The 25,749-nt window shown below is 43.2% G+C and carries 18 protein-coding genes; 4 read left to right on the top strand and 14 right to left on the bottom strand.

Going from position 1 to position 25,749, the window contains the following annotated elements; translation table 11 throughout:
• Positions 1–368: 368 nt before the first annotated feature.
• The 8 genes from MHN79_RS09740 to MHN79_RS09775 all read right to left on the bottom strand — a co-directional run bounded on the left by MHN79_RS09740 (position 369) and on the right by MHN79_RS09775 (position 13,921).
• Positions 369–710 (bottom strand): hypothetical protein, encoded by a 342-nt coding sequence (locus tag MHN79_RS09740; protein WP_239172728.1) that lies wholly within the window; start codon positions 708–710, stop codon positions 369–371.
• A gap of 62 nt (positions 711–772) precedes the next feature.
• Positions 773–1,069, bottom strand: a complete 297-nt coding sequence (locus MHN79_RS09745) for a hypothetical protein (RefSeq protein ID WP_239172729.1) — start codon at positions 1,067–1,069, stop codon at positions 773–775.
• Between the two features lie 134 nt (positions 1,070–1,203).
• On the bottom strand, positions 1,204–1,350 hold the full coding sequence (locus MHN79_RS09750; protein ID WP_239172730.1) for a hypothetical protein: 147 nt from the start codon (positions 1,348–1,350) through the stop codon (positions 1,204–1,206).
• Between the two features lie 83 nt (positions 1,351–1,433).
• Positions 1,434–1,907 carry an SMI1/KNR4 family protein gene (locus tag MHN79_RS09755; RefSeq protein WP_239172731.1) on the bottom strand — a complete coding sequence of 158 codons (474 nt, stop codon included), beginning with the start codon at positions 1,905–1,907 and terminating at the stop codon, positions 1,434–1,436.
• A 16-nt stretch (positions 1,908–1,923) separates the two neighbouring features.
• Entirely contained in the window at positions 1,924–7,758 is a 5,835-nt protein-coding gene (locus MHN79_RS09760; RefSeq protein WP_239172732.1) for a toxin TcdB middle/N-terminal domain-containing protein, read from the bottom strand.
• A 102-nt stretch (positions 7,759–7,860) separates the two neighbouring features.
• Positions 7,861–11,439: a hypothetical protein gene (locus tag MHN79_RS09765; protein ID WP_239172733.1), complete on the bottom strand. Its 3,579-nt coding sequence runs from the start codon at positions 11,437–11,439 to the stop codon at positions 7,861–7,863.
• A 246-nt stretch (positions 11,440–11,685) separates the two neighbouring features.
• Positions 11,686–12,423, bottom strand: a complete 738-nt coding sequence (locus MHN79_RS09770) for a transporter substrate-binding domain-containing protein (RefSeq protein ID WP_239172734.1) — start codon at positions 12,421–12,423, stop codon at positions 11,686–11,688.
• A gap of 292 nt (positions 12,424–12,715) precedes the next feature.
• Entirely contained in the window at positions 12,716–13,921 is a 1,206-nt protein-coding gene (locus tag MHN79_RS09775) for an MFS transporter (protein WP_239172735.1), read from the bottom strand.
• Between the two features lie 224 nt (positions 13,922–14,145).
• Between MHN79_RS09775 and MHN79_RS09780 the strand changes: the two genes are divergently transcribed.
• On the top strand, positions 14,146–14,856 hold the full coding sequence (locus MHN79_RS09780) for an SDR family oxidoreductase (RefSeq protein ID WP_239172736.1): 711 nt from the start codon (positions 14,146–14,148) through the stop codon (positions 14,854–14,856).
• Here the strand turns inward: MHN79_RS09780 and MHN79_RS09785 are convergent.
• A complete protein-coding gene (locus MHN79_RS09785; RefSeq protein ID WP_239172737.1) occupies positions 14,823–15,155 on the bottom strand; it encodes a DUF4286 family protein in 333 nt (110 codons plus the stop codon). The genes MHN79_RS09780 and MHN79_RS09785 overlap by 34 nt on opposite strands.
• A 93-nt stretch (positions 15,156–15,248) precedes the next feature.
• On the opposite strand from MHN79_RS09785, the gene MHN79_RS09790 reads away from it, so the two are divergent.
• Positions 15,249–15,722 carry a hypothetical protein gene (locus MHN79_RS09790; RefSeq protein ID WP_239172738.1) on the top strand — a complete coding sequence of 158 codons (474 nt, stop codon included), beginning with the start codon at positions 15,249–15,251 and terminating at the stop codon, positions 15,720–15,722.
• Here MHN79_RS09790 and MHN79_RS09795 read toward each other — a convergent pair.
• From MHN79_RS09795 to MHN79_RS09815, 5 genes are all read right to left on the bottom strand, one after another.
• Positions 15,711–16,346 (bottom strand): S24 family peptidase, encoded by a 636-nt coding sequence (locus MHN79_RS09795; RefSeq protein ID WP_239172739.1) that lies wholly within the window; start codon positions 16,344–16,346, stop codon positions 15,711–15,713. The genes MHN79_RS09790 and MHN79_RS09795 overlap by 12 nt on opposite strands.
• 488 nt (positions 16,347–16,834) lie before the next feature.
• Positions 16,835–17,287, bottom strand: a complete 453-nt coding sequence (locus tag MHN79_RS09800) for a hypothetical protein (protein WP_239172740.1) — start codon at positions 17,285–17,287, stop codon at positions 16,835–16,837.
• 105 nt (positions 17,288–17,392) lie between these two features.
• Positions 17,393–17,569: a DUF6435 family protein gene (locus MHN79_RS09805; RefSeq protein ID WP_114783897.1), complete on the bottom strand. Its 177-nt coding sequence runs from the start codon at positions 17,567–17,569 to the stop codon at positions 17,393–17,395.
• 103 nt (positions 17,570–17,672) lie between these two features.
• Positions 17,673–19,460, bottom strand: a complete 1,788-nt coding sequence (locus tag MHN79_RS09810; RefSeq protein WP_239172741.1) for a M28 family peptidase — start codon at positions 19,458–19,460, stop codon at positions 17,673–17,675.
• Between the two features lie 298 nt (positions 19,461–19,758).
• Positions 19,759–20,778: a methyltransferase gene (locus tag MHN79_RS09815; RefSeq protein ID WP_239172742.1), complete on the bottom strand. Its 1,020-nt coding sequence runs from the start codon at positions 20,776–20,778 to the stop codon at positions 19,759–19,761.
• Between the two features lie 356 nt (positions 20,779–21,134).
• On the opposite strand from MHN79_RS09815, the gene MHN79_RS20990 reads away from it, so the two are divergent.
• Positions 21,135–24,188 carry an amino acid adenylation domain-containing protein gene (locus MHN79_RS20990; protein ID WP_239172743.1) on the top strand — a complete coding sequence of 1,018 codons (3,054 nt, stop codon included), beginning with the start codon at positions 21,135–21,137 and terminating at the stop codon, positions 24,186–24,188.
• Between the two features lie 53 nt (positions 24,189–24,241).
• Positions 24,242–25,738 (top strand): amino acid adenylation domain-containing protein, encoded by a 1,497-nt coding sequence (locus tag MHN79_RS09825; RefSeq protein WP_239172744.1) that lies wholly within the window; start codon positions 24,242–24,244, stop codon positions 25,736–25,738.
• The last annotated feature ends 11 nt before the right edge of the window (positions 25,739–25,749 follow it).

Below are 25,749 nucleotides of genomic sequence, written 5' to 3' on the forward strand. Positions count from 1 at the left end.
ACAGGGATTTCACCGCTTGGGTCTGTATAACGAATCGGATTATTGGCAGCGTAGCTGTAGGGAGACCAGTGCTGTGGATTCTCAAAACGCTCGCTTTGGACAAAGACAGGATCCGGCGTAATAAACTGCGCAGATGCATGTCCGAGATAACGATGGGAAAAATAGCCAAGGTCAGACTCATCGTCTTGCTTTTTACTACTAAACCGTTTGAGATGTTCTTTCTCTTAATTACCTTGGAAATATTTTACCAAATAAAATTCATTACGAGCTTTGATCTAAAATTTGTTCTAAATTGTGACTATTCGCGAACAACACAAAACAATTTCTGTCCCAAATCTATATGTTTGGTGCCAATTTTTTACTTTATGTTAGTTATTTAACAGTTCAGGGTCTTGCCAAACATCTTCATAACCTTCATCTATCAAAAATCGCCATCCTTCTGGCAATCCTAGATATGGTATTACAATCTCGGCCCAATCGACCAGATGTAAACCATGAAGAGGCGCAAAAAAATCTGACTTATCTGACCATTCACCTGCCCAAATATACCAGCCACTTGTTCCGTTTTCCTCTTTGACTCTCAGACCATGTAATGGCCTAACGCCATCTTTAATATTTTTTGAGACACCAACTTTCAAATTTAAATCGCATGCCTGGTATGAAGTAGAATACTTCTTACAAATGTCTTTTTGTTTTTTTGAATGCATCATAAACTCTTAAATTATGTATTTAAAATACCAATTACGAACTCGATATCATTTACATATCGTGACTATTTCATGCTCATTTTCTCGATAAAATTCTCGAATGGTTTTGAGGTTTCTAACTGCCTTTTTGAAGTAAAAGACTGATCTAATGTAGGTTTTTCTGATTCTATATCAATGACTTCTATATGACCTATGTCATTATCCCAGAAGATTAGTCGACAGTAGTAGGAGTTGTATTCAAAATCTACAGTGATTGATTTCGTATCTGACTCTTGAGGAGAGTAAGATACTTCAAATTTACAACCATACTGCTTAAATATGTTCGTGTTTGATTTTAGCCAATTAGTGATTTGTTCTAGCATTGAAATCACCCAAATTAACTTGCCTTATACAAGTTACTTTCCGTGTTTGAGTTTAACTTACTCTAGATTACTCATATCCGATCGAAATGAAAAATAATTGGCCATAAGCTCTTCAGCACTCCTTTTGTCGCCATTTAACCAGGATCTCTTTGATCCGCTAAAATTTCAGATAAGTCGGCTAGCAAGGCATTGTCATCATTACTAATCGTGGACAACATTTGAAAAAACCATTCCAGTAGTTCTCCATTGGTGATACGGGAAGTGCTGGAGAGTCTGATCATCAAGTATCAGTCCAGACGCTGGGATTCTGGAAGGCAAGCGGCTAAGACATAAAGTAAAGCCCGCGACTGCGGGCTTAGATATACTATTTAAGGTTTTTTAAGAAATCAGGATCTATCCAAGCAGATTCCACTTGGCCTTCCTTAAGTTCTACACTATCAGGGTCAAAAAGTTTCAATTTAGATAAAAAATCATAAACATCACTCCCTAGCAAGGTTTGATTTTCAGGCTCTTCGTGATCCCAAAAATAAATAGATGCATTTTTATCAAAATCAACAACCACATAGTTACCACCTTCTGCCCATGCGATTGGAAAAACATTTTCTCCGACATTATCTAAGTACTTTTGTTCCTCAATCATTTGAGAAATAGGAATCAACTTATTAACTCCTGATTCGTTTTTCTCATCAATTGAAAAAATATTCGTTTCTGGCTGAGCACCATTAAATTCTTGCAAATACTTCTTAAATTTTTCCGGCACAATAATACCAGTGCTTTGGACAAAGTAATCTATCTCACCTTGCAACAAAGCAACTGGATTCGAAAAATTAACACTCATAAATCACACTCCAGCCCTATTGATTCCGCAAAATCGCTGCTCCCCCAGTGTGACGAGCAGCGTTATGTATATCTTTAGATACTAATTGCATCGTCTTGGCATTTTCAACATGGTGCCAAACGTACCCACTTGGAGTACTTTTCAGGCCTACGGCTTTATTAGCCATTGCCGCATCTTTAGCGTAGTTACCAGTCAACCCTTTAATATCAACTTGAGCTTTAGCATGAGGTGAAAAATCTGGGAATCCTTGCTCATTAAATTTCACGCCAGAAGGATGAGTCTTACCAGCATACTTACTATTAATTGGTTTCCGACCATTTATGAGCTTAACGCCTCCACTGTTTGTAACCTCAGCCACATCCGAAGATAAGCGGGCTACTTTGGTGCTGCCAGCAGGAACATAGGGTATTAGAATCGCGGCGGTGTCGCAAGCTAAATCAACCAGGCCATCATTGACCATAACAGGGTTATTGGTCGCATAGCCGACGCCAACTTTACCCAAATCATACACAATGTTGAGCCCATCCCAAACGGTATCGACAGGGATTTCACCACTTGGGTCAGTGTAACGAATCGGATTATTGGCAGCGTAGCTGTAGGGAGACCAGTGCTGTGGATTCTCAAAACGCTCGCTTTGGACAAAGACAGGGTCCGGCGTAATAAACTGCGCGGATGCATGTCCGAGATAACGATGGGAAAAATAGCCAAGGTCAGACTCATCGTCTTGCTCTTTACCCGTAAATCCATAAGGTGTGGCGCTGGATTTACCAAACAAGGCCAAGCGATCGCCAAACGGTGTAAAGCGCTGAGCGCTGATGGCTTTGGCCTGTTTATTCAGCACCAAAGAGGTTGAGCCGATGTGGTCATTAAGATAGAACTGCTCAGGGCTAAACTTGGCACCAGCTTTGTCGCTTGATGCTACTTTTTTGCCATTGAGCTCAACATACTTGACCAGCTTGCCGTCGCGAATCTCATTTAAGCTGTCAAGATAGACTACCTGAGATGCCTTACCGTCTTTTAAGCTGACCTTTTTGTAGCGTCGCTGACCATCAAAATCGTACCCGTATTGAGCACGCCCATGGTCAGTATCAATACCAACTAGGCGATTATCCGCATTCCAATGGTATAAGCGAGTGCCATCAAACAGTCGATTGCCGACCTTGTCATAGCCGAGGCTCTCACCATTGGAGGTTACCGCGTTTGGCCCTGCGGAAAATTCAGCTTGATAGCCTTCTCGGCCAGTGTTGTCATCACTTCCACCGTAAAGGAAGGAAGTTAGCTTAGCTTGACCGTTATTGACTAGATTTTTGCTCAGCATATTGCCGATTGGATCGTAGCGATATTGGAAACGCAGAGCGCCATAGTCGGCATCGGTCAATCTTGAGTATGCATCGTAAACAAAGCTGGCACTCTGGTTGAGCTTGGCAATATCTGTTGCTAGTTGAGTGGCCAGCGCACCTTTGTCAGCGTCACTGCGAGTATCCTCAATGGTCGCCAAATTTGAGTCTGTACCATAGCCATAATGGCGGCGTTCAAACGTCATGGTTGGTGTCGATGAGGTTTGCTCAACTAAGCGGTGGCGCGCGTCAAACTCACGTTGTGTTGTCACGCCGTTACTAAAATCAAGTGCGCTGATTTGACCACTAGGATGGTACTCAATCCTATCCATCACATCGGCAATTGATGCCAGTTTGCCAGACGCATCATAGGCATAGCTTAACGTGCTGCCATCGGCATAGGTGTATTTGGTTAATCTATCTGCGCTATCAAATGTCTGACGGATTTGATAAAACGGCGTGTCAATCCCATCACCTGTCACTTTACGCTGATGCAGGACTTGGCGTCCACGCGCATCGTAACCAAAACGTGACTCCCCTGACTCATCCACAATACGCGCCACTTGCCCTGCAAGGTTAGTTTGGGCGGCATCAACAGCACTATCGTATTGATACTGATGAACAAGTTGAGCACCAGCTCGTGAAGGCGGCTCGGTGACATCCTCTGGGGTTAAGCTTTTGTAGTAGGTATGAGTAACGCGAGACGCCCCATCATACACAAAATGCTGCTCTTGATTACGACCATCACGAACGGCGGTTAGCTTACCTTGCGCGTCATAAAATGACCAATGTTCACCACGGTTGGGGTCGCTCACATAGCGCAAATTACCCAGGCTATCGTAGTCCATGATACGCTGGTTATTTAGGCTATCGGTTAAGCGGGTAAAGTTGCCTAGAAGATCAAAATCATAGCGGGTGACGTAAGTCTGAGCGCCAGTTTCTTCACCTTGGGCATCAATTCCTACCATTTCATTGACTTGGCGAAGGTTGCCCAGAGCGCTGGCCTTATTGGCTAAGCCATCATATTCAAGCAGCTTGCCTTGCCCAACGAGTGATGAAGTTTGGCTCTCATTTTGTCGCCAAATTGCGAGTGGGCGGTATTCATTTAGGCGATAGCTCGCCACAGCTTCATCTGAGGTTGTTGGATGAGTGTGGCGAAGCGCTCGCCCTAGCGCGTCATAGCGAATTTGTGTCTTTGCTTTATCGGCTTGAGGCTGATAGGCAAAGCCGCTGGCAGAGTAGGGCAGATAACGGTTTACCTCAAAGCCACGGGCACTGTAATCAACGCTATCTAAGACATCAACACCTGTTTTAGATTGTTTGCGTGTCATACGTAGGCGACTTAACCCATCGTAGTAACGGCGCGTATTAATCGAAGTGCCGGTTTTATCGCCTCGCTGCTCGGTGTGTATCCAGTTGATGCTGCCATTGGCAAGTGCATGCTTGACGCCGTAGCGGTAACTGAGTGTTGGCGCAGACAAGCTATCACCAGGGCGTGCAATGGCAGTTAGTCGGCCAAAATCATCGTAATCAAACTCAGTCGGATGGCCATTCATGTTGGTCACACGAGTCATCACACCGAAGCGATGATCATAACTGGCTTTGGTGGTTAAACGAGCGCTTCCGGTATCAATAGTCTCTTGGCTGGCAAAGGCATGGAAGGTGTCATCGTAGGAAAAATAACGAGCATGGCCTGGCTCTTCGCCCCACATAGGATCAAATTTGGCGATAACATTGCCGTATTGATCATAGCGTTGGCGCACTGTGTATCGAGCGCTTTCTGCTTGGTTTGGGTCACGCCATTCTAGCTGCGCCGTCAGTAACCCTGAGCCAATAATACTGCCGCCGCTGGCGTTAAAGCTTTCATCATCATAGAGCCAACGCTGTTTGTAAATAAGCGTTCCACTGTCATCAATAATGCGCTTTTCTATAGGGTAATTAACTTTGTTTTGTGCAAGGTTCGCAGGCTCGTCACCACTGTATTGCCACTCAGTGCGGTGAGCCGTTTGCCAACGATTGTCCGAGCGACCTAAGTGGCGCTCTAACGTCTTATTGCCATGCGGGTCGTAGTCAAATTGGGTGGTTAAGGTAATGGGGGAATATTGCCCGCCTTCAATAATGTGATGCTTTGTTTCGGTTAGAGCGGCAAAGTTAACGCTGCGCGTATCACCGTCTTGACCTTGATACAGCTCACGAGCTTGCCAAGTGTAGTCATCTTGCCAAAAAACCTTGCCAGCGCCATTACTTGCTTCGACATGTTTGGGTTTGCCCGCCAGTACTTCATCGGTCATTCCGAGATGGAATTTGTGCTTGGTAACTAAGGTGGTGGTATCACTGTCACCTTGTTCACGCTTCTCGGTCAATTCAAAACCGCGAAACGCTTTGTCAGCATGATGGTAATAGCCATTGCGGTAGCTAAGCTTGGTCAGCATAGCCTTATCGCTCACGCCATCGCGAGTTTCAACCTGATTCACGACTTGCATAGCGATAGGCACTTTATACTGCCAAGGCTCTCCAGATTGCTGTGATTGAGATTGCTGCTCGGCTATCGACTGATAAGACAGGGTCGTGTGACCACCAATGCCGTTGTCTATGGTCTTGAGTTGATTGGGTTGTTCGCCATTAAATAGCTCTATGTAGGTGTAACTGCCTTTTCTGTAGCCTCTTGAATACCAGACAATATCGGTGGAGCCATTGCCGTTGATGTCGACAAATCGCACCGCTTCTTCACGCATGTCACGTTTGCCTTTGAACCTAACGTGATTGGCCAGTCTAAAGCGTCCGTTTTGCATGCCTTGATTAAGCATAAGGCGCACGTTATTACCGACAATGTATAACACATCGGACAGACCATCACCGTTCATGTCTGCTAAATGAATCGCCGAGTCCTGAAAGAGATTCGCTGGCATGCGATCAAATTTCACCGCTCGACCAAAGCCTTCCAAACCGCGATTCGGGAAATAGGTCAGCTCGCCGTTGGTGGCATAAACAATGTCTTGTAACCCATCGCCGTTCATATCGGCAATATGGATTTGGCTGCGCGTAAACGAGGCAATATATTGAGAGCGGTTAAATGGCAGGGAAATATTGTCACTCCACCTATGGCCCTCAATATTTAATTTCACCGAAATACTGCTGACAATGCCGTCATAGCCGGATACCGTTTGTACCACATCGGTGCGCTTATCGTTGTTGATGTCCATCATGCGCACTTGAGGATTGTGTAAATCTAGCCCTGCTCGATAAAATTGACCGCTTTTCGCCCAGCTTCCGCGCTCGTCTATGCCGTAGTAAACCGTTCTACCACTGTCATAAACCACCAAGTTACTGTGGCCATCGCCGTTAATATCGGCCCATTTTATCGAGGGGGAGCGAATGTTGGCATGAAGGTTCACGCCCATGTATCGGCGACTTGACCAAAGCGGCTCGCCGTTTTGATCTATCCCTTGGTGCAGCCAATAACGGTGACGAGCGTTACTGGTGTCTATCATATCTGCTAGGCCGTCGCCGTTGAGATCGATAAAATCGACACTGGGTGAGCTTAATTGAGCGGTGGCCAGCGTAGGCAAATAGCCTTTTTTCTCTGTTGGCGTAGACGACGTGTAGCCAAAGCGTTGAGTCATTAAGGTGTTCTGGCCACTGGTATCAAGCTGAGCAATGTCAGTCAGTTGAGATTGGGTGCGCCAAGGAGTTAGCTCGGCATAGCTAAGCTGATAATGGCGTACATCTTGCCCAGCTACGCGCATGGTGACTTTGCTAAGTCGCTGCTTGGTCAGTAGCTCAAACGAAGGGCGATAATCAAGCAGCTCATCCGGTCTGGCTTGGTACTCAAACACCACCTTCATCGACTGAGCGCCGCTTTGGCTGTATTCAATGTCGCTCAAATAGACTTGCTGGGTGTCGTCTAACGATTGATAGTGATAGTGGGTGACATCACCGTTTAAGTGCTTCACCTTGGAAAGGTGCCAGCGAAAGACCTCGCCCGATTGAGATTGCACTGTGTCTGTTGCGCTTTGACCAAAAAAATACTGAGTGCCATCGGGATACAGGGCTTGCCAGCCTGCTTCTAGGCGCTGATAAACCACAAAACCTGTGGCAAATTTTGCTCGGTATTGGCCTTGACCCACTGCCACCAGCTCTTGACCTAATCCGGTAATAAAACTGTCTTTATCTTCGCCATCTCTTTGATAGCGCGGCAGGCCTTTTTCCGTTTGGCGCTGAATATAAGGCACAGACAAGCGCCGACCTAAACCAAGAATGCCGTTACCAAGACCACTGTTATAAGACAGTGATAACTGAGGCGCCGTATCGCCGCGCCCTTTAGGCACATTAAATTGAAATTCGTGATTGGCGGTGCCTGTGTTCAGATCTGGCACAAAAGATTCGCCCAATCCCTCGATTGAACCTGGCCCTGTGGGCAAAGATAAAAGGTTCGGTTTCAAAGCAGACTTGTCGAGTGCGAGCGCTGACAATGAGCACAAAGCAAGACAAGTTGCGACAATTTGTCGGTACATACATTTTCCGAAAGGTTGTTAAATGCGGTTGCTTGTAGAAAAACCAGCACGGCTGTGCTGGTTTGTTTGGTTTAACTCATTAATACAAATGGAAGTTGAGCATTACCAATCTTCATCGCCCCATGCGCCATCATCATCTGAAGTACAATCTTCAGGGAAGTCTCGATCGGCAAAGCGATGTTTAAACACCAGCTCAATATCTTTGATTTCATCGATATTGAGCACTGGGCGACGCTCGCTGCCAATAGCCAGTTTTAAGCGCCAATTGGTCGCGGCAACGCTACGCTCTTGAAACGCAGTGTTAAACGCCAGTGGGATGGTTTGGTCTACACGCGCCATCATGGATGTCTTCGAGCTATTAAGGTAGCTGTAGGGTTCTTGTGCTGTGTTCCAGAACTGGACTGGGAAGTTCAAAAACTCATTTTCTGCCAACAGTCCTTGGTCAAACACCTTACCTGTTGCTCGCGTTCTAAATAAACTCACGCCGCCATAGTAAAGTGTGGCTGGTAGGGCTTTTTTATTGGACGCGCCAGACTCGTTCTTAATATTGATCGCAATCGACTCAATTTTGTCCATATAGGTTCCGGTATCTACGAGACAATTGTTGTTTTTCGCGCCTTCAAGCACTTCTGGCCCTCTAAACAGCAGCGTATCGCCTGCGGTTTTGTTGGTCGCAAAAGAAAGATCCAAATAGCTAGGGTAGCGCTTGGAGCGTTTTTGGCTCAGTTGATAACGAAACGCTTCGCTGGCTGTGACTTTACCGCCCACTTCCGTATTCGGGTTGGCATAGACCGCTAGCTCGGCACCGTATTGATCAAACACGTCTTCATAACCCATCACATCGCGTTTAAGCGAGAAAGTATCGGTGTGCTGCTGAACAGAGGTTGAGCCCATGTTTTGCGTATTGTCGAAATCTTCTAGCGCAACTAAGTAATCTTCCAGTTGCTGCTCTGTGGTAAGGGCGAACAAGACGTCACGGCCACGCTGTCCTTCAAACTCAAAGCTTTCCATCCACTTATACTCAAGGGTATTAGTGGCGTAGAACAGCTGGCGCTGAGTATCGAGCAAGGCTTTTTCTGCCGCCAACAGCTCTTGGCTTAGCGCTTCAGAGTGAATGGGGTCGGCAAAATAGCGCTCTGCCAGACTGGCGTTAAAGCTGCTTTGCTGCTGAAGGGTAAACAAGGTGTCGTTGAGCAGGCCAAGGTAGCGCTGCACCTCAAGCTGAGCGTTATGCTGGGCAAGGGCAATATCGTACTCTAAGCGGTTAATGTCCAGCCACATATTTTCAATTAAGGCAGCGCTGCTGATTGAAGCAATGTCGCCATCGAGTAAGGTCAACTTGGCGCGCTCTTCGGCGGCAAGGCGCTGGCTAAGCCCTTGCAAAGCGCCAATGCTATTGGCCATACTGGCATCGGCTGATGCGGTCTTGGTTGCACTGGCCATAGACATGACCCCACTTGCTGCCGCCACATAATTGCCAGAGGCGGCGCCAACCACAGCATTTAAGCCACCAGTAAAGGCGCCCATTTTGCCTCTTTTCCTAGCTGCCTCTGCTTGTAATCTGGCAATCTTAATTGCGATTTGCTCTTGCTTTTCACCGTAATCAATAATGAGATCAGCTTTGGTTTGCACCACATCACTGACTTGCAGCATGCGGTCAATCTCTATATCAATCGAGTTGAGCTTTTGATCGTACTCGTTAAACATGCGCTCAATATTGAGCTTAGCGCCATGAATCGTGCTGATCTGATTGTACAATAGGCTGCCTTTTTCTGGCTTAAGCAGGCCTTTTTCAATGTTGTTTGAGGTGTAGCATACCTCTTGGTTACTGGCGCAAGGTTTGGTTGCCCAGCCAGTTAAATTAAACAGCTTTTGCTGGTATTGCTCTGAGCGAGCATTAAAATTGGCCGCTACTGCATCAGCGCTCACACTTAGGTTGTGTTGTCTTTGCTCTGCTGCTTGATAGCTTTGTTTTAAACGCTCAATTTCACCCAGTGGCGCTTTTAATTTTTTTAAGAACCAGTCAAAAGAATCAAACTCTGGGTTGTTATTAACAATAAACAACGCGTTATCTTCAAGGTTGAGCAGGTTACTGTCACCGCGTAGCCATGCTTTGGCTTGATCTAGCCTCATGGCAGCGGTTTGGGCAGAGCGAATATCTTTATCAAGGCCTGCTTGTTTGGCGGTTTGCGAGTCAACAAAGGTCTCAGCGCCTTGCGCAAACAGGGCTTGTACTGCGTGATCTTGCTCGGCAAAATCTTGCTGCCAAAGGCTGATCTTTTCAATCAGCGCTTGGCGATCGGCGTTGTCATAGCCTTGCGCCGTCATAAAGCGAGCTTGTCTTAATAACGCTTGTGAGGCTTTTTCCATCGCGCCGTAGATAAAGCGCACATCTTTATAGCCTTTGAAAAACCCTTCTTGGCTTGAAGAATACAAGGTTTTTTCCCCGGTTTGCGGGTTATACGCAAACGGCAAGTCTTGGTTGCGGTTATGACTAAAAGCAATTAAATCATCGCTGGCAATCGTTATACGGGCAAGATAATCGCTGACTGCTTGTTCAAGCAGGGCAAAGGCATCTTGATTAAAGCGCAGCTCATCGGCCACATTGCCGGTTGCGCTCACCAGTTGCATGCGGGCGCTGTCCATTAAGCCTTGCGCCTGCATTACCGCAGCGGTCACTTCATACAGCTCAGCATCGAGAATATACTCGCCAAGCACAGTGTGCGCAGGGTGGGCTTGGTAAGCGGCTTTAAAAGCGGCAATCGCTTGGCTAACCTTGGCTTTATCCTCTTGAGTAAATAAGCGGGCAAAATCGAAGTCACCATGTAAAGAAAAGCGGGTACTGACAAATTGTCCAGTGGCTTCATCGATGCGATACAACTTATCTAAATAGCGAAAAGCGGCCTCTTTATTGCCAGCTTTGCTTAGGTATAAACTATCCAGCGCATCATCGACCGTATTAGAGCGCCTAGCCGCTGCGCTGCGGCCACATTGCAAATTGCCATCGTAATCGATAAGCTCAAGGCCTAACTCACAGGCGTTAATCGATTTAACACAAGTTTCCCCTTGTAGAGTAAAATCAGCAGGGCAGCGTTTTAGTGCGTCAGTGACAACGGTTTTGGTTTTTTGATATTCGTATACTATCATCAAATCTGCAATAAGAGGTATTTGGCGGACAACAGTATAGTCCCAACCGTTATGCGAAAACCTGCTCTGCCTGCCTTTATTTATGTAAACGGACGGCCCCTTTAGCACTCGCTCCAACATTTGTGCTTTGTTTAGACTGCCAACATCTCCTAGTTCGTACATGCCACGTTCGGATCCTCTTATAAAAGAGTTACTTCCTCTTACAGTTTTTTTACATTGATTACTATTTTGCGGTGCCTCTCCTGCACGACAATAGAACTCGACAGGTTGAGTTGTTGTGCATAGATTGTTTTCTGTATTAAAGCTTTGGCCTTGATCACATTGTTCTTTAACTGGCTCTGGTTCACTCCATAAACATTGCTCAGGGTTGCGTGAGTTATCATAGCCGGGTTGGCAGTGGTAGGTGGTGAATTCGTCGTTTAAAAAATCGTGATTATTCCAAGTGAGGTTAACGGCTTGCGCCTGCGTACTGACGCCAAGCACCAAACCCCATTGGGCAAGTCGGCCCAAAATGGATTTTGCGGGTATTCTCATGAATGATTATCTTTTTGTTATGCGTGATATTAACGCGCCTTTAAGCCCTACCAACTGATTTTATTTCATCAGCCAGCGTTACCTTTAAAAGGCGACAGTAAAAATTGAAGTAAAATCAATCGCTAATGATTTTACTTAAATTCATTACGCATAAGAATGTATGAAATAGAGTTATCTAACATTTGTTTTGTATATGAGATTGTTATCACACTTTTGTGGCAAGCAGAGAGCTGTGCCAGATTTGATCTATTCCTTTAACCCATAAAGCACATGCAGCGCTTCTAATTTTCCCTTAGCGTGGTTTTTAAAATAGTTATTGAGAATCGAGACGATTTTTTCTGCCTCTGGGTGGTCTTTGCGCACGGCAGAATGTAATGGAGTGGAGTCAAAATAGGTTTTACTGTAGTGAAGGGTGCCTTTGGGAATTTTCATCCCATAGGCGGTCCACTTTGCCACGGCTTCATCGGCAACAAGCACATCGGCTTTTTTGGCCAGCAAATAGCGAAAGCTGTTGGGTAAATCTAAGGTTTTGACGATTGTCATGTCTGGGTAATCGCGCAAGTTGTTGGCGTAGGCGTAATCGTTAATTAGTGCTACCTTCATACCCTTTAAGCTATCGAGTGATTCGTATTCAAATTTGCTCCCGCTAAGTGAAATAAACACCATGTTATTGCGCATAAAAGGTTCGGTGTATAAGAGAAATTGCTGTCTTTCTTCGGTTTTCCACAGTGAAATAATCACGTCACTTTGGCCAGATTTGGTTTCTTTTAGTACTCGTGTCCATGGTTTTACTGAGTATTTGAGATCGTAACCAGCAGAGATAAGAGCATCGGCAACAATATCATGGGCAATACCGCTGCCTTGCACCGAATTCATAATGTAAGGGGGCCATAAATCTTGTGAGAGTTTTAAGGTGGCTGACCAAGTAAACTGGCTCCAGATAAGCAATAGCATAGAGCCTAAATAAGATAGCGTTATCCTCATTACCACAGTCCTCTCACCAAGTTTTCATCTTACATTAATTATTCACCTTACCTTTGGAGGATAGCTTATATCTGCTGGGTTAGCATTTGGGGATGTGACGGGAAATACCTTAATCTAGTCTTATCGCTGCTCTGAGGTAGTTCTCTTTGGTATTAAGTGGAAAAATTTTAACTATATCTGTGCAGTGAGCTATCAACTAAGTGCACTTAGTGTGCAAACTAGAATTGAAAGAGTTAGGCGCACAAAGCACCTAACTCGATAAAATCAAGTTCTGACCGTCAGGTTTTTAGGGTCAATTTGCCGAGTATATTCGTCCTATTGGTGTTGACTGCTGACTATGTAGATAGGTTGCACATAAACCTGGTAAAGTACATGCAGCAGCGTAAAGCCCTATTAAACTTGCAGAGTAGGATGTCGATATCTCTACAATTAGAGGTGTTAACCCACCGAATATAGAAAGAGCTATATTGTAGCTAATCCCCAATTGTACCGTTCTATTTTTAGCAACGTCTGCTAAAACTGAGGCTAAGTTTGTCAGTATGAAGGCTGAGATGAGTGTAATTGCCCCCATAGACATTATTGAAACAGTCAACGGACTATTCGTTAGGAGCCAGTACAAAGGGAAGTATAATACAACGCCAGCCAAGCATCCTTTTATGTATGTTTGCCGTGTTGTTGATAACTGATCCGTAACGTATCCTGCAAAAATGACTAAAACGAATAGAAAAGTTGAATTTAGTAATGAAAAATAAGGAATGTTTGTTGATTTGGATATTATCGAGCTCGCTAAATTTTGTATATAAAATACAGCGCCTCCTGTGACTGAAATAGAAAACAGTTTAACCCATAAGGTATTGGCTTTAATTCTAGCGCTTGACTTTACACTGGGGTTGACTTCATCAGGGAGCTTGAATCTGAACCAAAAACTGACAACGATATTGAGAGCGCCTATTAAAAGAGGAATTCTCCATCCGTAACTTTGCATTTCTTGTTCAGATAAGATGGTTTGAAGTATGGATACAATTAATAAAGACAATATGACACCAGCAATTGAACTGGCAACGATCATACTGCCAGTTCTGGCGTGTTGAACTTTAGGAGAGTTGTTCATTAAATAGTTGATGATGGTAGGAAACTCTCCTCCAAAGCTGAATGCTTGAACCATCTGTAGAGCTAATAGATAGAAAGCGATGTACTCTGAATTCAATGGTAGTAGAGCCATAGATAGTGTTGAAAGCCCTGTCAATGAGCTTGTGATGATTAGAGCGGTTTTCTTACCGTTATGGTCAGCAATTTTTCCTATAATTAATCCCCCAAAAGGCCTAAGTAGAAAACGCAGCCCGAACATTCCCCACACGAGCATGCCAGCATCGCTATACCCATTGGTTGAAAGTATATTAATGATAAATGGTGAAATTGCAGCGAATACAGCGATGTCATAATACTCAAGTGTATTACCAGTAACTACTCCGAGCCTATTCTTCCAGCTTAAGTTCATGAGTTTTCTCTTATTTCATAGTCTTTGGAAGCATGATGATAAGGGCAACTCTATCGCAATCTTTTGTTATTATTTCTTTGATATGATACCTGTCACATAATTGATGGCATTTTAAAGTAAAACTTGATGAATATTATGAAATTGACACAAGTAAGATGAACTAATATTGGATGCTCTACACCTTTTGTGTATTTTTTACCTCTTCTTTACGAACAAGAAATTTTATGAATAACGATAAGTTTGCAATAGTGACTGGCGGTAGTCGCGGTGTAGGGTTTGGTATAGCCAAAGTGCTTGCTGCGAAAGGATACAATATTGGCTTGATTTCGATAAATAGCGATAGATTAAGTAAAGCGGGTATTGAATTAGCCAATATGTATCCGAATGTAGATGTGGACATTTACTCAGCGGATGTGTCTGACGCCGAAAGAATAGGTGAAGCGATTAGTTTTTTTGCAAAGAAACACGGAAACGTTGATGTTCTTGTTAACAATGCAGGTTTGTTTGAAAGGGGAGCGATAGAGAGTTTCGATTTGAGTGATTATCAATCCTTAGTCATGACGAACCAGTTTGGAAGTTTTAATGTGCTTAAATGCATTGTACCTATGATGAAACAGCAAAAGAGTGGTTACATTTTTAACATTGCTTCTATGTCTGGCCTGAGAGCGTTGGCTGATCATGGTGCCTATGCATCTACAAAATTTGCGCTAATCGGACTCAGCCAGTCATTAAGAAAAGAAATGTTGCCATATGGAGTAAAGGTAACTGCAATTTGCCCTGGTGTAGTCGCGACAGACATGACTGCAAATATAGCTATATCTGAAGAAGATAAGATTCAGCCAGAAGATATTGGTAAGCTCATATCATGTTGTTTAGATATGAGCCATTCGGTAACTATTGACTACATACCTGTGGAGTGCTCGTCGCAGGTATAGGTATCAGTCAGTTTTAGTATTCGCCTTGTGGCAACGCATTTATCGCCAAATCTTTTTATTCCGTCTGCTCTCATATCGGCAGACATCTCATTAATATAGGTTTGAAGGTTATGTTCGTTGTCGACATAGTAGGAGGCCACGACATTTGTCTTACCGTCTTCCTGCTCGGTATTTTGGTAAAGTTCTGCCTTGATAAACCCTTCGAATTTTAACATCGCTTGGATATGTGGTTTGAGCCATGCCATATAGTCATCGGCAATCTCATTTGAAATAGTAAGATTTACTTCATATAAAATCATTGTTAATTCCTTTTTTAGCTCACCAGTTAATAAAGTTTATGTATTGTTAACCTATTTTTTAGTATTATCAAGTTAAATCCAATCGGTAACCTATTGATTATGAAGTTAATTAATAAATTTAACGTCTCCTCTCAGTATGACTTAAGTAGAATAACCAAATCTTTAGAATCTATTGGTATTACTTATGTTTCTTATGTATGCATTGGTCCTGATGGTAAGCGATTTCATTATCATACTAATGAAGAATGGAGTGGTATATTTTTGGGGAATGACTTATTAAAAGATTGTGTCTTGAACAAATTCTGTGAAAAGTCTGTTAGACCAGCTTTGCTTTCGTGGGAAAATGCTCATGTTGGAACTCGTGCTGAAAGAGAAGTTATGTGGGCTAGACATGATATGCAGATTTATAATGGTATTACGATTACCGATTTTTTCTCTGATTACCAAGATATAATCGCATTGGGAACAAACCATGAAAAGCACAATGTATTTGAAATGTATATGAGAAGCCGGCAGATTATCAGAGAATCTCTCCTAGACTGTAGAGCTGCCGCTTTAAAGGATTGAGCCAAGTTTAGTTCTGTGCCATATAATAGGAGCGATAGATATTATTGTGGCATTATAGATTATAGGAACATCCGAGCTGGTACACGGGTTTATTGAAGACAAATTGTAAGTACTTGTTTTTATTGCTTGATGAACCCGTCTTATTACAGTATCTCCTGTGCTGGTTTCTACAATGCAATTTTTACCTACGAACAATTCATGGTCTGTGTTAGAGATTAGTACCCCTCCCACGTAGCTTTGCCTTTGAAAGGTTGGCTCCATTGAGTCATCAAGTACGATTTTTACAATAGAATTTTTGTTGTTGTTTCGGAAAAAATTTATCTCGTTCTGTATTGCTTCATCTTCTGAAATTGACGCCTGATATCGCTCTTCTTCGGCTTCAAAGAATTTAGTTTGGGGAGGAAGCCCTTCACCATAAAGAAGCCACTCTTGGGAAATTTTCATACCCTCACTTTCAAAGACCTCAGCAAGTTTCTTTGCTCCTTTTGCGGATAATTTGTTTCTTCCCAGCTCCCAAGACTGCAGCGTATTGGTATTTAATCCATACTTGTCCAGAATATGCTGCCTAGTCAGACCAGAGAGGTTTCGAGCTGTTCTAATACGTTCACCTTGCGTCATTTTCATACTGATTGTGATTGCTTTATGGAGTTGAAATTGATTGTTTTTATCATATTTGAGACGTCACTTAAATACATTTTTTTTACACGTCTGTTTACTATGTGTATTTTATGTGTATTATGGGTGTGAAAACAAGATAGTGTAAAGACTTTTGTTACAGTCGACACTATTCATAGTGATCCTTTGGTTAATGGTGTTTTCGACACGTGATAAGGGAGGTTAATTAGATTTACAACGCCATGCTTTATTTGAAGCTAAGCTAAAATGTCACTTTATGTATACAGCTATTGGCTATGGACTTTTTAATACTGGAGAAAGTTCATAGCGCAGTATTTTCTAGAATCCAGAGTACTGCTAGTTAGCCAATATAAATTGCGCTCACCACTTGTTTTGGGCGATAGCTTAACCTTTCACCTCACTGTATTGGTGGGGTAACTTTTATAAATTTTATAGGTCTTCCAAGTGCCGTTAGCACAATAGCTAGCTTGGATCACTTAGCTAAGGGGTAAATCTATCTCAGCTAGCTCTGGATAATCGCTAAATTCTCGAATTATCGTTTTCGCTGAGTCCATCACCTTGTTTTTCAGTTGATTAAAGTGAAGTGGATTGTCGTATGGTTTCCATGGAGCGGTGACGATACATGATATTGATTGGTTTTCTTGGCTCAACGAAAATGAAAACAGGTTGTAGTACCCGTGGCTTGCCATTGTTTGAATGTAGTTTGAGTTATATTCCCCTAATTGATTTGGATAACACACTCGGCCAGCGTTTTGCTCGGTAAAGTCAAATGTATCATCGATTTTATGATACTGATTTTGGTAATAGATGTCTTTGTAAGCGCAAGGCATATTGGAGATGATCTGACTTTGTTCTCCACTGGTGAGTTTCAAAGAAAGGTATACTTCACCCAACTTTATCCTATGGTTAATTTCTGTAGTGATACTCATAAATCATCCGATATTCAGTCTCTTACAAGAAGAAAATAATGGTTGGCCGCCTTCGAGTCAATAAAAGACGGTTGTCCAGAAACGTTTCTCTATGAGTTGGAAAGGCTATGTTTTTGAGGTACTTAATTCCTGAATTTGATTGAACACTTCTTCAGCCTCGGCGGTAAGTCTAGAGTAGGTTCTTATGTCACCATTTCTTTGCGCGTGCATCGCTTGCTCTAGCAACATTGAGTGACGTTTTTTGAGTTTTTGCGCGGGTCTGTTCTTAAAAAAAGAAAACATGGATAGCTCCTTTGAGGTATGAACTTATGTGTACGTTCAAGGAGAGGAAAGAGCTCAAAGAAAAGCTCCCAATCGGGAGCTTTTTGTCGGTGTTATATCCGCGCTATTGTCTATCTTGATCAAAATCACCGTGGAAGTGATCATGATCAGACACGCTTTCGGCCGCTTTGAGCTTCTCGCCAATACGCAGTTTTTCCTTTGGTTGCGATGTGAGTGAGCTTGCCATTGCTTGTGGCTTGGTTTGATTCTCTTTATCAGGGAACAACTGCTCGCTTAACGCGTAATAGGTGGTGGTATAAGCCATGGCTTGAGTGTTTTTGTATATGGCTGAATGGTTGATGTTGTTAATATCATCACAGGCTTGGTGATAGCATTTATCGTAAGAAACCCCCGCTTCGCCACCATATTTTAACACTTCTGCGGCAGTTTTTACTTTTTCAGCCCCCGTAAATAGGCCGCCAAATGCAATCCCCCAATCAGCAAAACCCGCGTAGTCTGAACGCTTTGACAAAGCTTGAGGTATGGTTGATTCTTCTTTTTCAGTGAAAAACTCATTGAAGATAGATTCAATATCCGAGGTGCCGTAAGGAGGTTTGAAATCACCCTTATAGGCGTTATCTGGACTGTCTTTGGTATCGGATAAGTCGCCATCCATCACCCCGTAAATATAGTTAGGCGAGCCTATCATATCGAAGTTTAGGTACATTTTAACCCTGTTGATTTGCGTGTATCTGGCTTCGACTAAATCCACTTGTTCTGGGGTCAACTCACTTGGATCTTTTAGGCCAAGTTCATCGAGGATTTGCTGCTGTGCTTTATCATAAATGGGTGCAAACAAGTTTTCTGTGTAATATTCAGAGCCCACAAGCCCCGCTTCTTCGGCTGCCCACCAAGCAAAGCGAACCTTGTTTTTCACAGGCACTTCTAGCTCAGATAAAGTAACCGCATATTCAAGTAATCCCGCGCTGCCTGAGCCGTTGTCGTTGATCCCTGGGCCCTCAGGAACCGAATCAAGGTGCGCGCCGAGCATAACGACCTGCTCTGGGTTACCAATCGGGGTTTCGGCCAAAATGTTTTGTGTGACTACATCTTCATCTTGAGTATTGACCGTTAGGCTTGCCAATACTGGCTCAGATTGGCTCTTAACGTACCAGTCGTATCCAAGTTCAAAGCGTGCACCGATGGTGGGAATAACAACTTGGGTTGTGCTGCCCAAGGTGCCGCTCACCACGGATTTCCGCCCTTCATCGTTGCCTTGGTTAAACACGATTAGCGCTTTTGCCCCTGCATTTTGCGCATTAAAGGCTTTAGTATCAAATGCACATCCACCACGTTGAATTACTGCGATTTTTCCGTTGAGATCTTTACCTTCAAAGTCAGAAGCCTCACAACCGTCTGTGCTGTCATAATCGGGCTCATCGAATCTAAAATCAGGAGTGACAAAGGCCAGCTCGCCATTAAGCTCACCATCAGTTTTTCCTGAATATGACATCAGAGCAAAGTCAGGCTCGACCCCATCAGGTGCCGTTTTTTTGCTGATTAAGTTTTTACCGTCTGCTGTGGCTTTGGTTCCAGCAAGCTCTTCCCATGCCCTGAAATCGAATTCTTGGAGTGTGACAATAAAGCCACGCTCTTTCATTGTGGCGACGATAAACTCAGTCGAGTTCTGATAGCCCATAGTACCCGCCGCTCTGGTAATGGATTTTCCGTCAGTGGTTTTAGATGCCAAGCCTTCAAGAGTGACTAGGTGGCCAATTAACTGCTCTTTATCAACACTATCACTGACGTAATTCGCGCCGCGACGAGGATCATCCCAGAAACACCCTGTCAGCATGGTTGTACTGATCACTGTTGCGAGAATGGATCTTTTGCTTGTTATGCTTACCTGCATTTTTGACTCCTTTTTAAACAATCCGTTTTATCTTTAATCAAAAATTCAGATAGTAAGAAGACTAATACTTGTAAATATTTATGAATGTGAATGCTTATCAATAAATACTTGTCATAAAAATGAAAAGAGAGACGAAGATTAATATTTTCACGCGCTTTGCGTCACATATTTATCTTGATATTTATGTTTTTAGGGATGGGCGTAATAATGATTTTAAGAAAGGGATAACTCTATTTATTACATTTAAATGTGATTTGAAATTAATTTATTAAAGGGGGATGTACCCCCTATGAAATATTTAATTACTAAGTCTTATTAATTCTATAACGGTATGACCTGTTGGTAGCTTTTGAGTCTTAACCACTGTTAATTTACTTTCGCTAAATAACTCTTCAAGATCGGTAAAGCATCTTTGATAGGTACCATCTTCGCAGATGACAGATTGAAACAAGGCATTAAAAAGCAATCGAGGTGAGTTTTCTTCTGATTCAACGAGAGGTTCTATTACTAATAGCCTGCTGTTTTTTAGCGATTGACTAATGTTATTAAGAATTTTTAGACACGACTGTGCGTTCCAATTGTGTAATACGTTTTTTAATACATACACATCATAGTCTTTTGGAATATCAGCAAAAAAATCACCTGCGCAAGTTTGGATGCGATCTTTGATGTTCGCTGGCAGAGACTCAGAGCTTCGCCTACAGACATCGTGTCTGTCAAAGATGCATGCGGTCAGGTGTTGATGGTGTTTTACCAGCTCCATTGAGATGACGCCACTTCCTCCACCGATATCAATAACACTTTTCGCGTGGCTAAATAGTTCGGCGCAGACATTTGCTAACAAAGTGCCAACGGGCCTTGAGAAGTCGCGCATTGCTAAATCATAGACTGAAGCTCTGGTTGGCGTTTCATCCAAGTATTGGTACAAGGTTTTATCAAATACATGCTTAAACCCAGACTGACCAGTTTTGCATGTGTGATGCAAACCTTCATAGCCGCGATAATATTCGTCACCAAATAGCATGCAAAAATGGCGCATTGATTGAGGATGATCGGATATGAGTAGCTCTGAGCTTGGGCTATTTTTGACAATCTTTTCTTGGTCAATTGAGAAAAAACCCAATAGATCAACCACTTTAAACATATTGAGCAAGATGGTTTGGTCAGCATTGCAGGCTTGTGCCAGTGCATCGATTTCTAAAGGTACCTCTTTAAGTAAGTCGGCGACACCTAACTCAGCGAGAGTAGAGAGCGTCTTGGCTGCGAGAGGCATCATCATTATTTCTGATAACTTTTTTGCTGATTCTGCATTATTCATAACACCACCATTATTTGTCAGTTGTTATGCAGCAAGCTAGTTAACCTTTCTTAATATTTAATTAAGATGTGTAATCTCTTGTCGATAATCGATATATAGATAACTCAATCATCTTCTTTGTAAGAAAACAGTAAATTTAATATCAGAGAAATGTCTTAATGTTTTTTATGTTAATTCAATATCATGAAAGTAATGACATTTATTTTTTATAAATAATCAACTCTAATCATTAAACAAACATCAATTGATTTCCTTAAATAAATCCTAAGTTTCAAAGATTATCTTTCTAAGTATTCCCGATGCAAATATTGTGGCTTATATAAAGTTATAACTATATTTTATGAGAGGTGAGTAGCGTGATAAATCTAAATTCAATATTTAAAACCATCTCAAATTATTCGTCACTTATTCCTGATAAAGTTGCCGTTATATATAAGGACAGCTATTTAACTTTTGCTGAGCTAGAAGAAAAATCGGATCAATTAGCTGGCTATTTACGTGAACGATATCACCATCAAAAAGCAGGTAAAATTGCGCTTTATATAGAGCCCAGTCTTGATTTACCTATTGCGATATTAGGTATTATGAAAGCGGGTCATAGTTATGTGCCACTCTCCTCGTTTCAGCCAGTTCAGAGGATCGCGCAGATAATTGATGACTCACAATCCTTTCTTGTCCTAACCAATAAAACCTCTTATCAAAAATCCAAACTTCAGTTAAACCAATCGATAGTTCTTGATATGGACGATCTCAATTGGAGCGCACAAGCTGTCAATACCGAGTATCCAGAGATAGATGGGTCACAGCTTGCTTACACCCTGTATACTTCAGGCTCGACGGGCAGGCCCAAAGGCGTAGAAGTTGAGCATGGCCATTTAGCTTATTACATTGACTGGTTTAACACCCATGTATGGTCACAGACTAAGGCCCAACTGCCTTTGACGTCATCACTAAGCTTCGCCGCCGCCGTGACCCAATTATTCTCGCCACTTGCGCGTGGTGATACGCTGCATATCTTGCCAGAAAGTTCACTGAATAACCCCAAGTTCCTATTTGAGTGGTTTGCAGCTCATGCAAACACGGCGATTTACTGTGTACCGACTCTTTGGAAGGAGTTACTTAACTACAAACACTTGATCGATCCTACGGTGAGGTTTCCTGATACGGTCTTTTTGTCAGGTGAAGCAGTGGCAGAAGATCTCAAGCAGCGCACTTTTGCTGACATAGACAATATCAGAGTATTCAACCTCTATGGACCAACCGAAACCGTCGCCAATTGCTCCTTTATTGAATTACAGCCAGAGTCGCCCATCACAATAGGTAAGGCGATGTCGGGCAGTGAATTTATTCTACTCGATGACAATGGTGTGCAAATTGAGGGTGAGGCAATTGGAGAGATTTGTATTGCAGGACCTGGCGTTGCTCGTGGTTATGCGAACCTTCCACAGCTAAGTGACGATCGATTCTTTAACCATCAGGGCTTGTCGGCCCATAAAACTGGTGACTTAGGTCAATTCGATGCTGAGGGTAACATGGTCTACATTGGCCGAAAGGACCGTCAGGTCAAGTTGTGCGGTGTAAGAATTGAGTTAGGTGATATAGAGGTTTGTTTACGTCGTCATTCCAGCGTTCAAGATGCGGTGGTTAGGATGGTAGACGAAGAGCTTATCGCCTATTTGGTGACCAGTGCTAAGCCGACTGCTTGGGATCTCAGAGCTTATCTTAGTGACTATTTTTCGCCAGTGATGACTCCAGCTCAATTTGTCTACCTAGACAGTTTTCCAAAGCTACCGAATGGAAAGCTTGATAATGCGCGATTGCCAAAGCCTGCCTCGTCTCGGCCTGATCTTAAGCGTGTCTACCGTGCTCCCTCAAACGATCTAGAGCAAGATTTGGTCGATATATGGCAAGAGGTATTAGGTCTCAAGGGACTTGGTGTGGATGATGACTTTTTCGCCTTAGGCGGGAATTCATTGCAGGCGATGAGAGCCAGAAACATGATCCGCCGCCGTTTGTACAGTGACCTTGATTTTGATCTTGTGATGCGCAATGCCACGCCAAGTCAGCTTGCTGCAATTATTCCCTATTACCTCACCGACGGCATAGAATCAGACTCGATTTCTCAACCCAAAGCGGAGGAGTCAAAAGATACATTTAGCGTACTTTCTCCATCACAAGCGTACTTTGTTACTTTGGAGCAAACCAGTGTTAACCCTGTCGCTTATCAGCCTGCATTTAGTGTTTTGCTTGAAGGTCAAGTCAATGAAGACGCTATCCTATGGTCAATAAATAAGGTTTTGGATAACAACCCAGTACTGCGATCTCGTTTCAATCTTGATGATTTTACTGCTAAGCAAGGTGGCTATGCGCTTGAAAAATTTAATATTCAACATCACAAGCTAGCGAACATAGATAAACCTTTGGCGGATTATTCTCAGCAAGAATGGTTGGCAATGGCCGATATGTCAGTGATCGATATTGATAACACTCCTGCTATCAATGTGACCTTGCTTAGTCACCAAGATAGTCAATATGTGGTGCTGGTTCGAGTCCATCATGCTGTGTTTGATCATGAGTCAATTACGCTGTTTTTTAACCAGTTCAAACAAGCCTATCAAGCTTATTCGGTAGGCGATCTGAGCTTCTCAAGTAAGAGTGCTCACAATCTCAACTTGGCTCATCATAAAGGCGCTGTGGTTGAGCAAGAAAGTCAGATTCACTTTTGGCTTTCAACTTTGCAGCGATATTTACATCAGGGCGCGGACGCTTCTTTGCACGCAGTGAAAGACTACCCGACTCCAGATGGTTACCAGATTGAACTTTCTGACATCTTTACTCAGCAAATTAAAGCGTTTGCCCGCAAACATAACACCACTACATATGTGTTACTTCTCACGCTGTTTAATCTTACGTTAAGTCGAGAAACTAGATATAAGAATGTGACGATTGGCCTGCCTACATCGAGTCGGTCATTACTTCAAAATGATGATCAAATTGGCTGCTTCGTTAATATGGTGACTTATTTTCAGCCCGTCTCTGATGCTGACAACAGGCTGGCGCTAATACAGTCAAGCAGCAAGGCAGTGTATTCGCTTTTGGACAATCAATCTGTTTCTTATCAATTGCTTGTGGATGAAATGCGACGTCACGCTTGGTTAGATAAGCTGCGTTTTCCAATTACATTTAACTATTTATCTGCAATGCCTACGACACAAAATGTGGCGCAATGTCAAATGACGGTCCAGCACATAGTAGAACCATCTGCACGATGCGATTTAGCACTGACTGTCGATGATGGTGAGAGATTACGTTTGAGCTTTGACTTTGAAACCTCTGCCTTCACCAAGCAGCAAATCATGCTCTTTGCAGAGCAATATTTAGCCATGATATCCGAGACACTATCTTTGTGATTCTGGGTTTGTTTGACCAATGAAAGATCATCCAATTGTGGGAGTTTGGAAATATGTCGACATTAGTTCATCTTCAGTTTGCTAAACAATGCCAGTTAACACCAGATAATATTGCTCTGCGCAGTCGTGGTGGAAATCTCACTTACCGTCAACTTGAACATTGCTCAGATGTTATCGCACAGCAATTGCTCTCGCGGGGGATTAGCTCTGGTGATGTTGTAGGCGTTTATATGGAGCGCAGCCAACATCTAGTTTCGACACTATTGGGCATCATGAAAGTTGGAGCTTGTTATCTTCCGCTAGATCCTTATTACCCGCACAATCGATTAACCTATATGGTTGAGCACTCTGAAACCAAGCTGGTTGTCACTGACCGAGTGGACGAATTGGAATGGTTGCCAGAAGATTGCCAGATCATAGATATTGCAGCCGCTGATTTCTCTCAACCAGTATTGCCGGTTAAGCCTAGCACTGATGATAATCAGCTTTGCTACATTATGTACACTTCGGGGTCGACCGGCACACCCAAAGGCGTCATGGTCAAACATGATACCGTGGTCAACTATCTCAATTGGATGCAAAATGCTTTTAAGCTCGAGCAAGATAGCTGTGTCTTAAGCCAAACCACGTTTAGTTTTGATATCTCAGTTTGGGAGATGTTTTGGCCACTGATCACGGGCGCGAGTACTGCGCTCATCTGTGAAGAAGTTAAGTACGATCCGGCATTGTTGGCGGAGTTTATCAAGCATCATCAAGTAACGGTTGCACAATTTGTCCCAACCGCGCTTAGAATCATTGTCGATGAAAGAGTCCTAGATCAATGCCAGTCACTTGAACACATTTTCTCTGGTGGAGAAGCGCTACCCCAGTGTTTGGTTAATGATTTATCGACGCAATTTGAGGGTCAAATTCACAATTTATATGGCCCAACAGAAGCGACTATCTTTGCTTGCCATTGGTTATGTCAGCCTAATTCAGCCGACACCATAGTGCCGATAGGCCGCCCCATTCCACATGCGAAAGTTCTGGTATTGGATGAGAATTTAGAGCTGGTGCCACCCAATCACAATGGTGAACTTTACTTGGCCGGAGACATATTGGCTTTGGGGTATTTAAAGCGTGAAGACCTTACCGATGAACGTTTCTTAATAAATCCTTATGCATCCAGCAAGACATCGAAAATGTATCGGACTGGCGATCTTGTCAGTGTTAGAGATGATGGCGTACTGCTATTTCATGGTCGAATCGACTCACAAATAAAGCTAAGAGGCCATCGGATTGAGCTGGCGGAGATCGAAGCGCAGCTTCAGGCATTGCCTTGGATATCAAATGCTGCAGTTATAGTCGATGGCAGTGATGATGGAAAAAGCCAATACCTAACGGCGTTTTATGTCCCTTATCAAGACACGGATACCGATATACAGGCGATTAAGCGAGAAATGGCACAAGTGCTGCCTTATTACATGCAACCCTCGCGCTACTATGCCGTAGACAGTTTACCCACACTCCCCAATGGAAAAATCAGTAAATCAGCACTTAGTGCTAAGTAACGAGAAGGCGC

This window comes from Vibrio sp. Of14-4 (assembly GCF_022347625.1).
GTDB classification, from domain to species: Bacteria; Pseudomonadota; Gammaproteobacteria; order Enterobacterales; family Vibrionaceae; genus Vibrio; species Vibrio pristinus.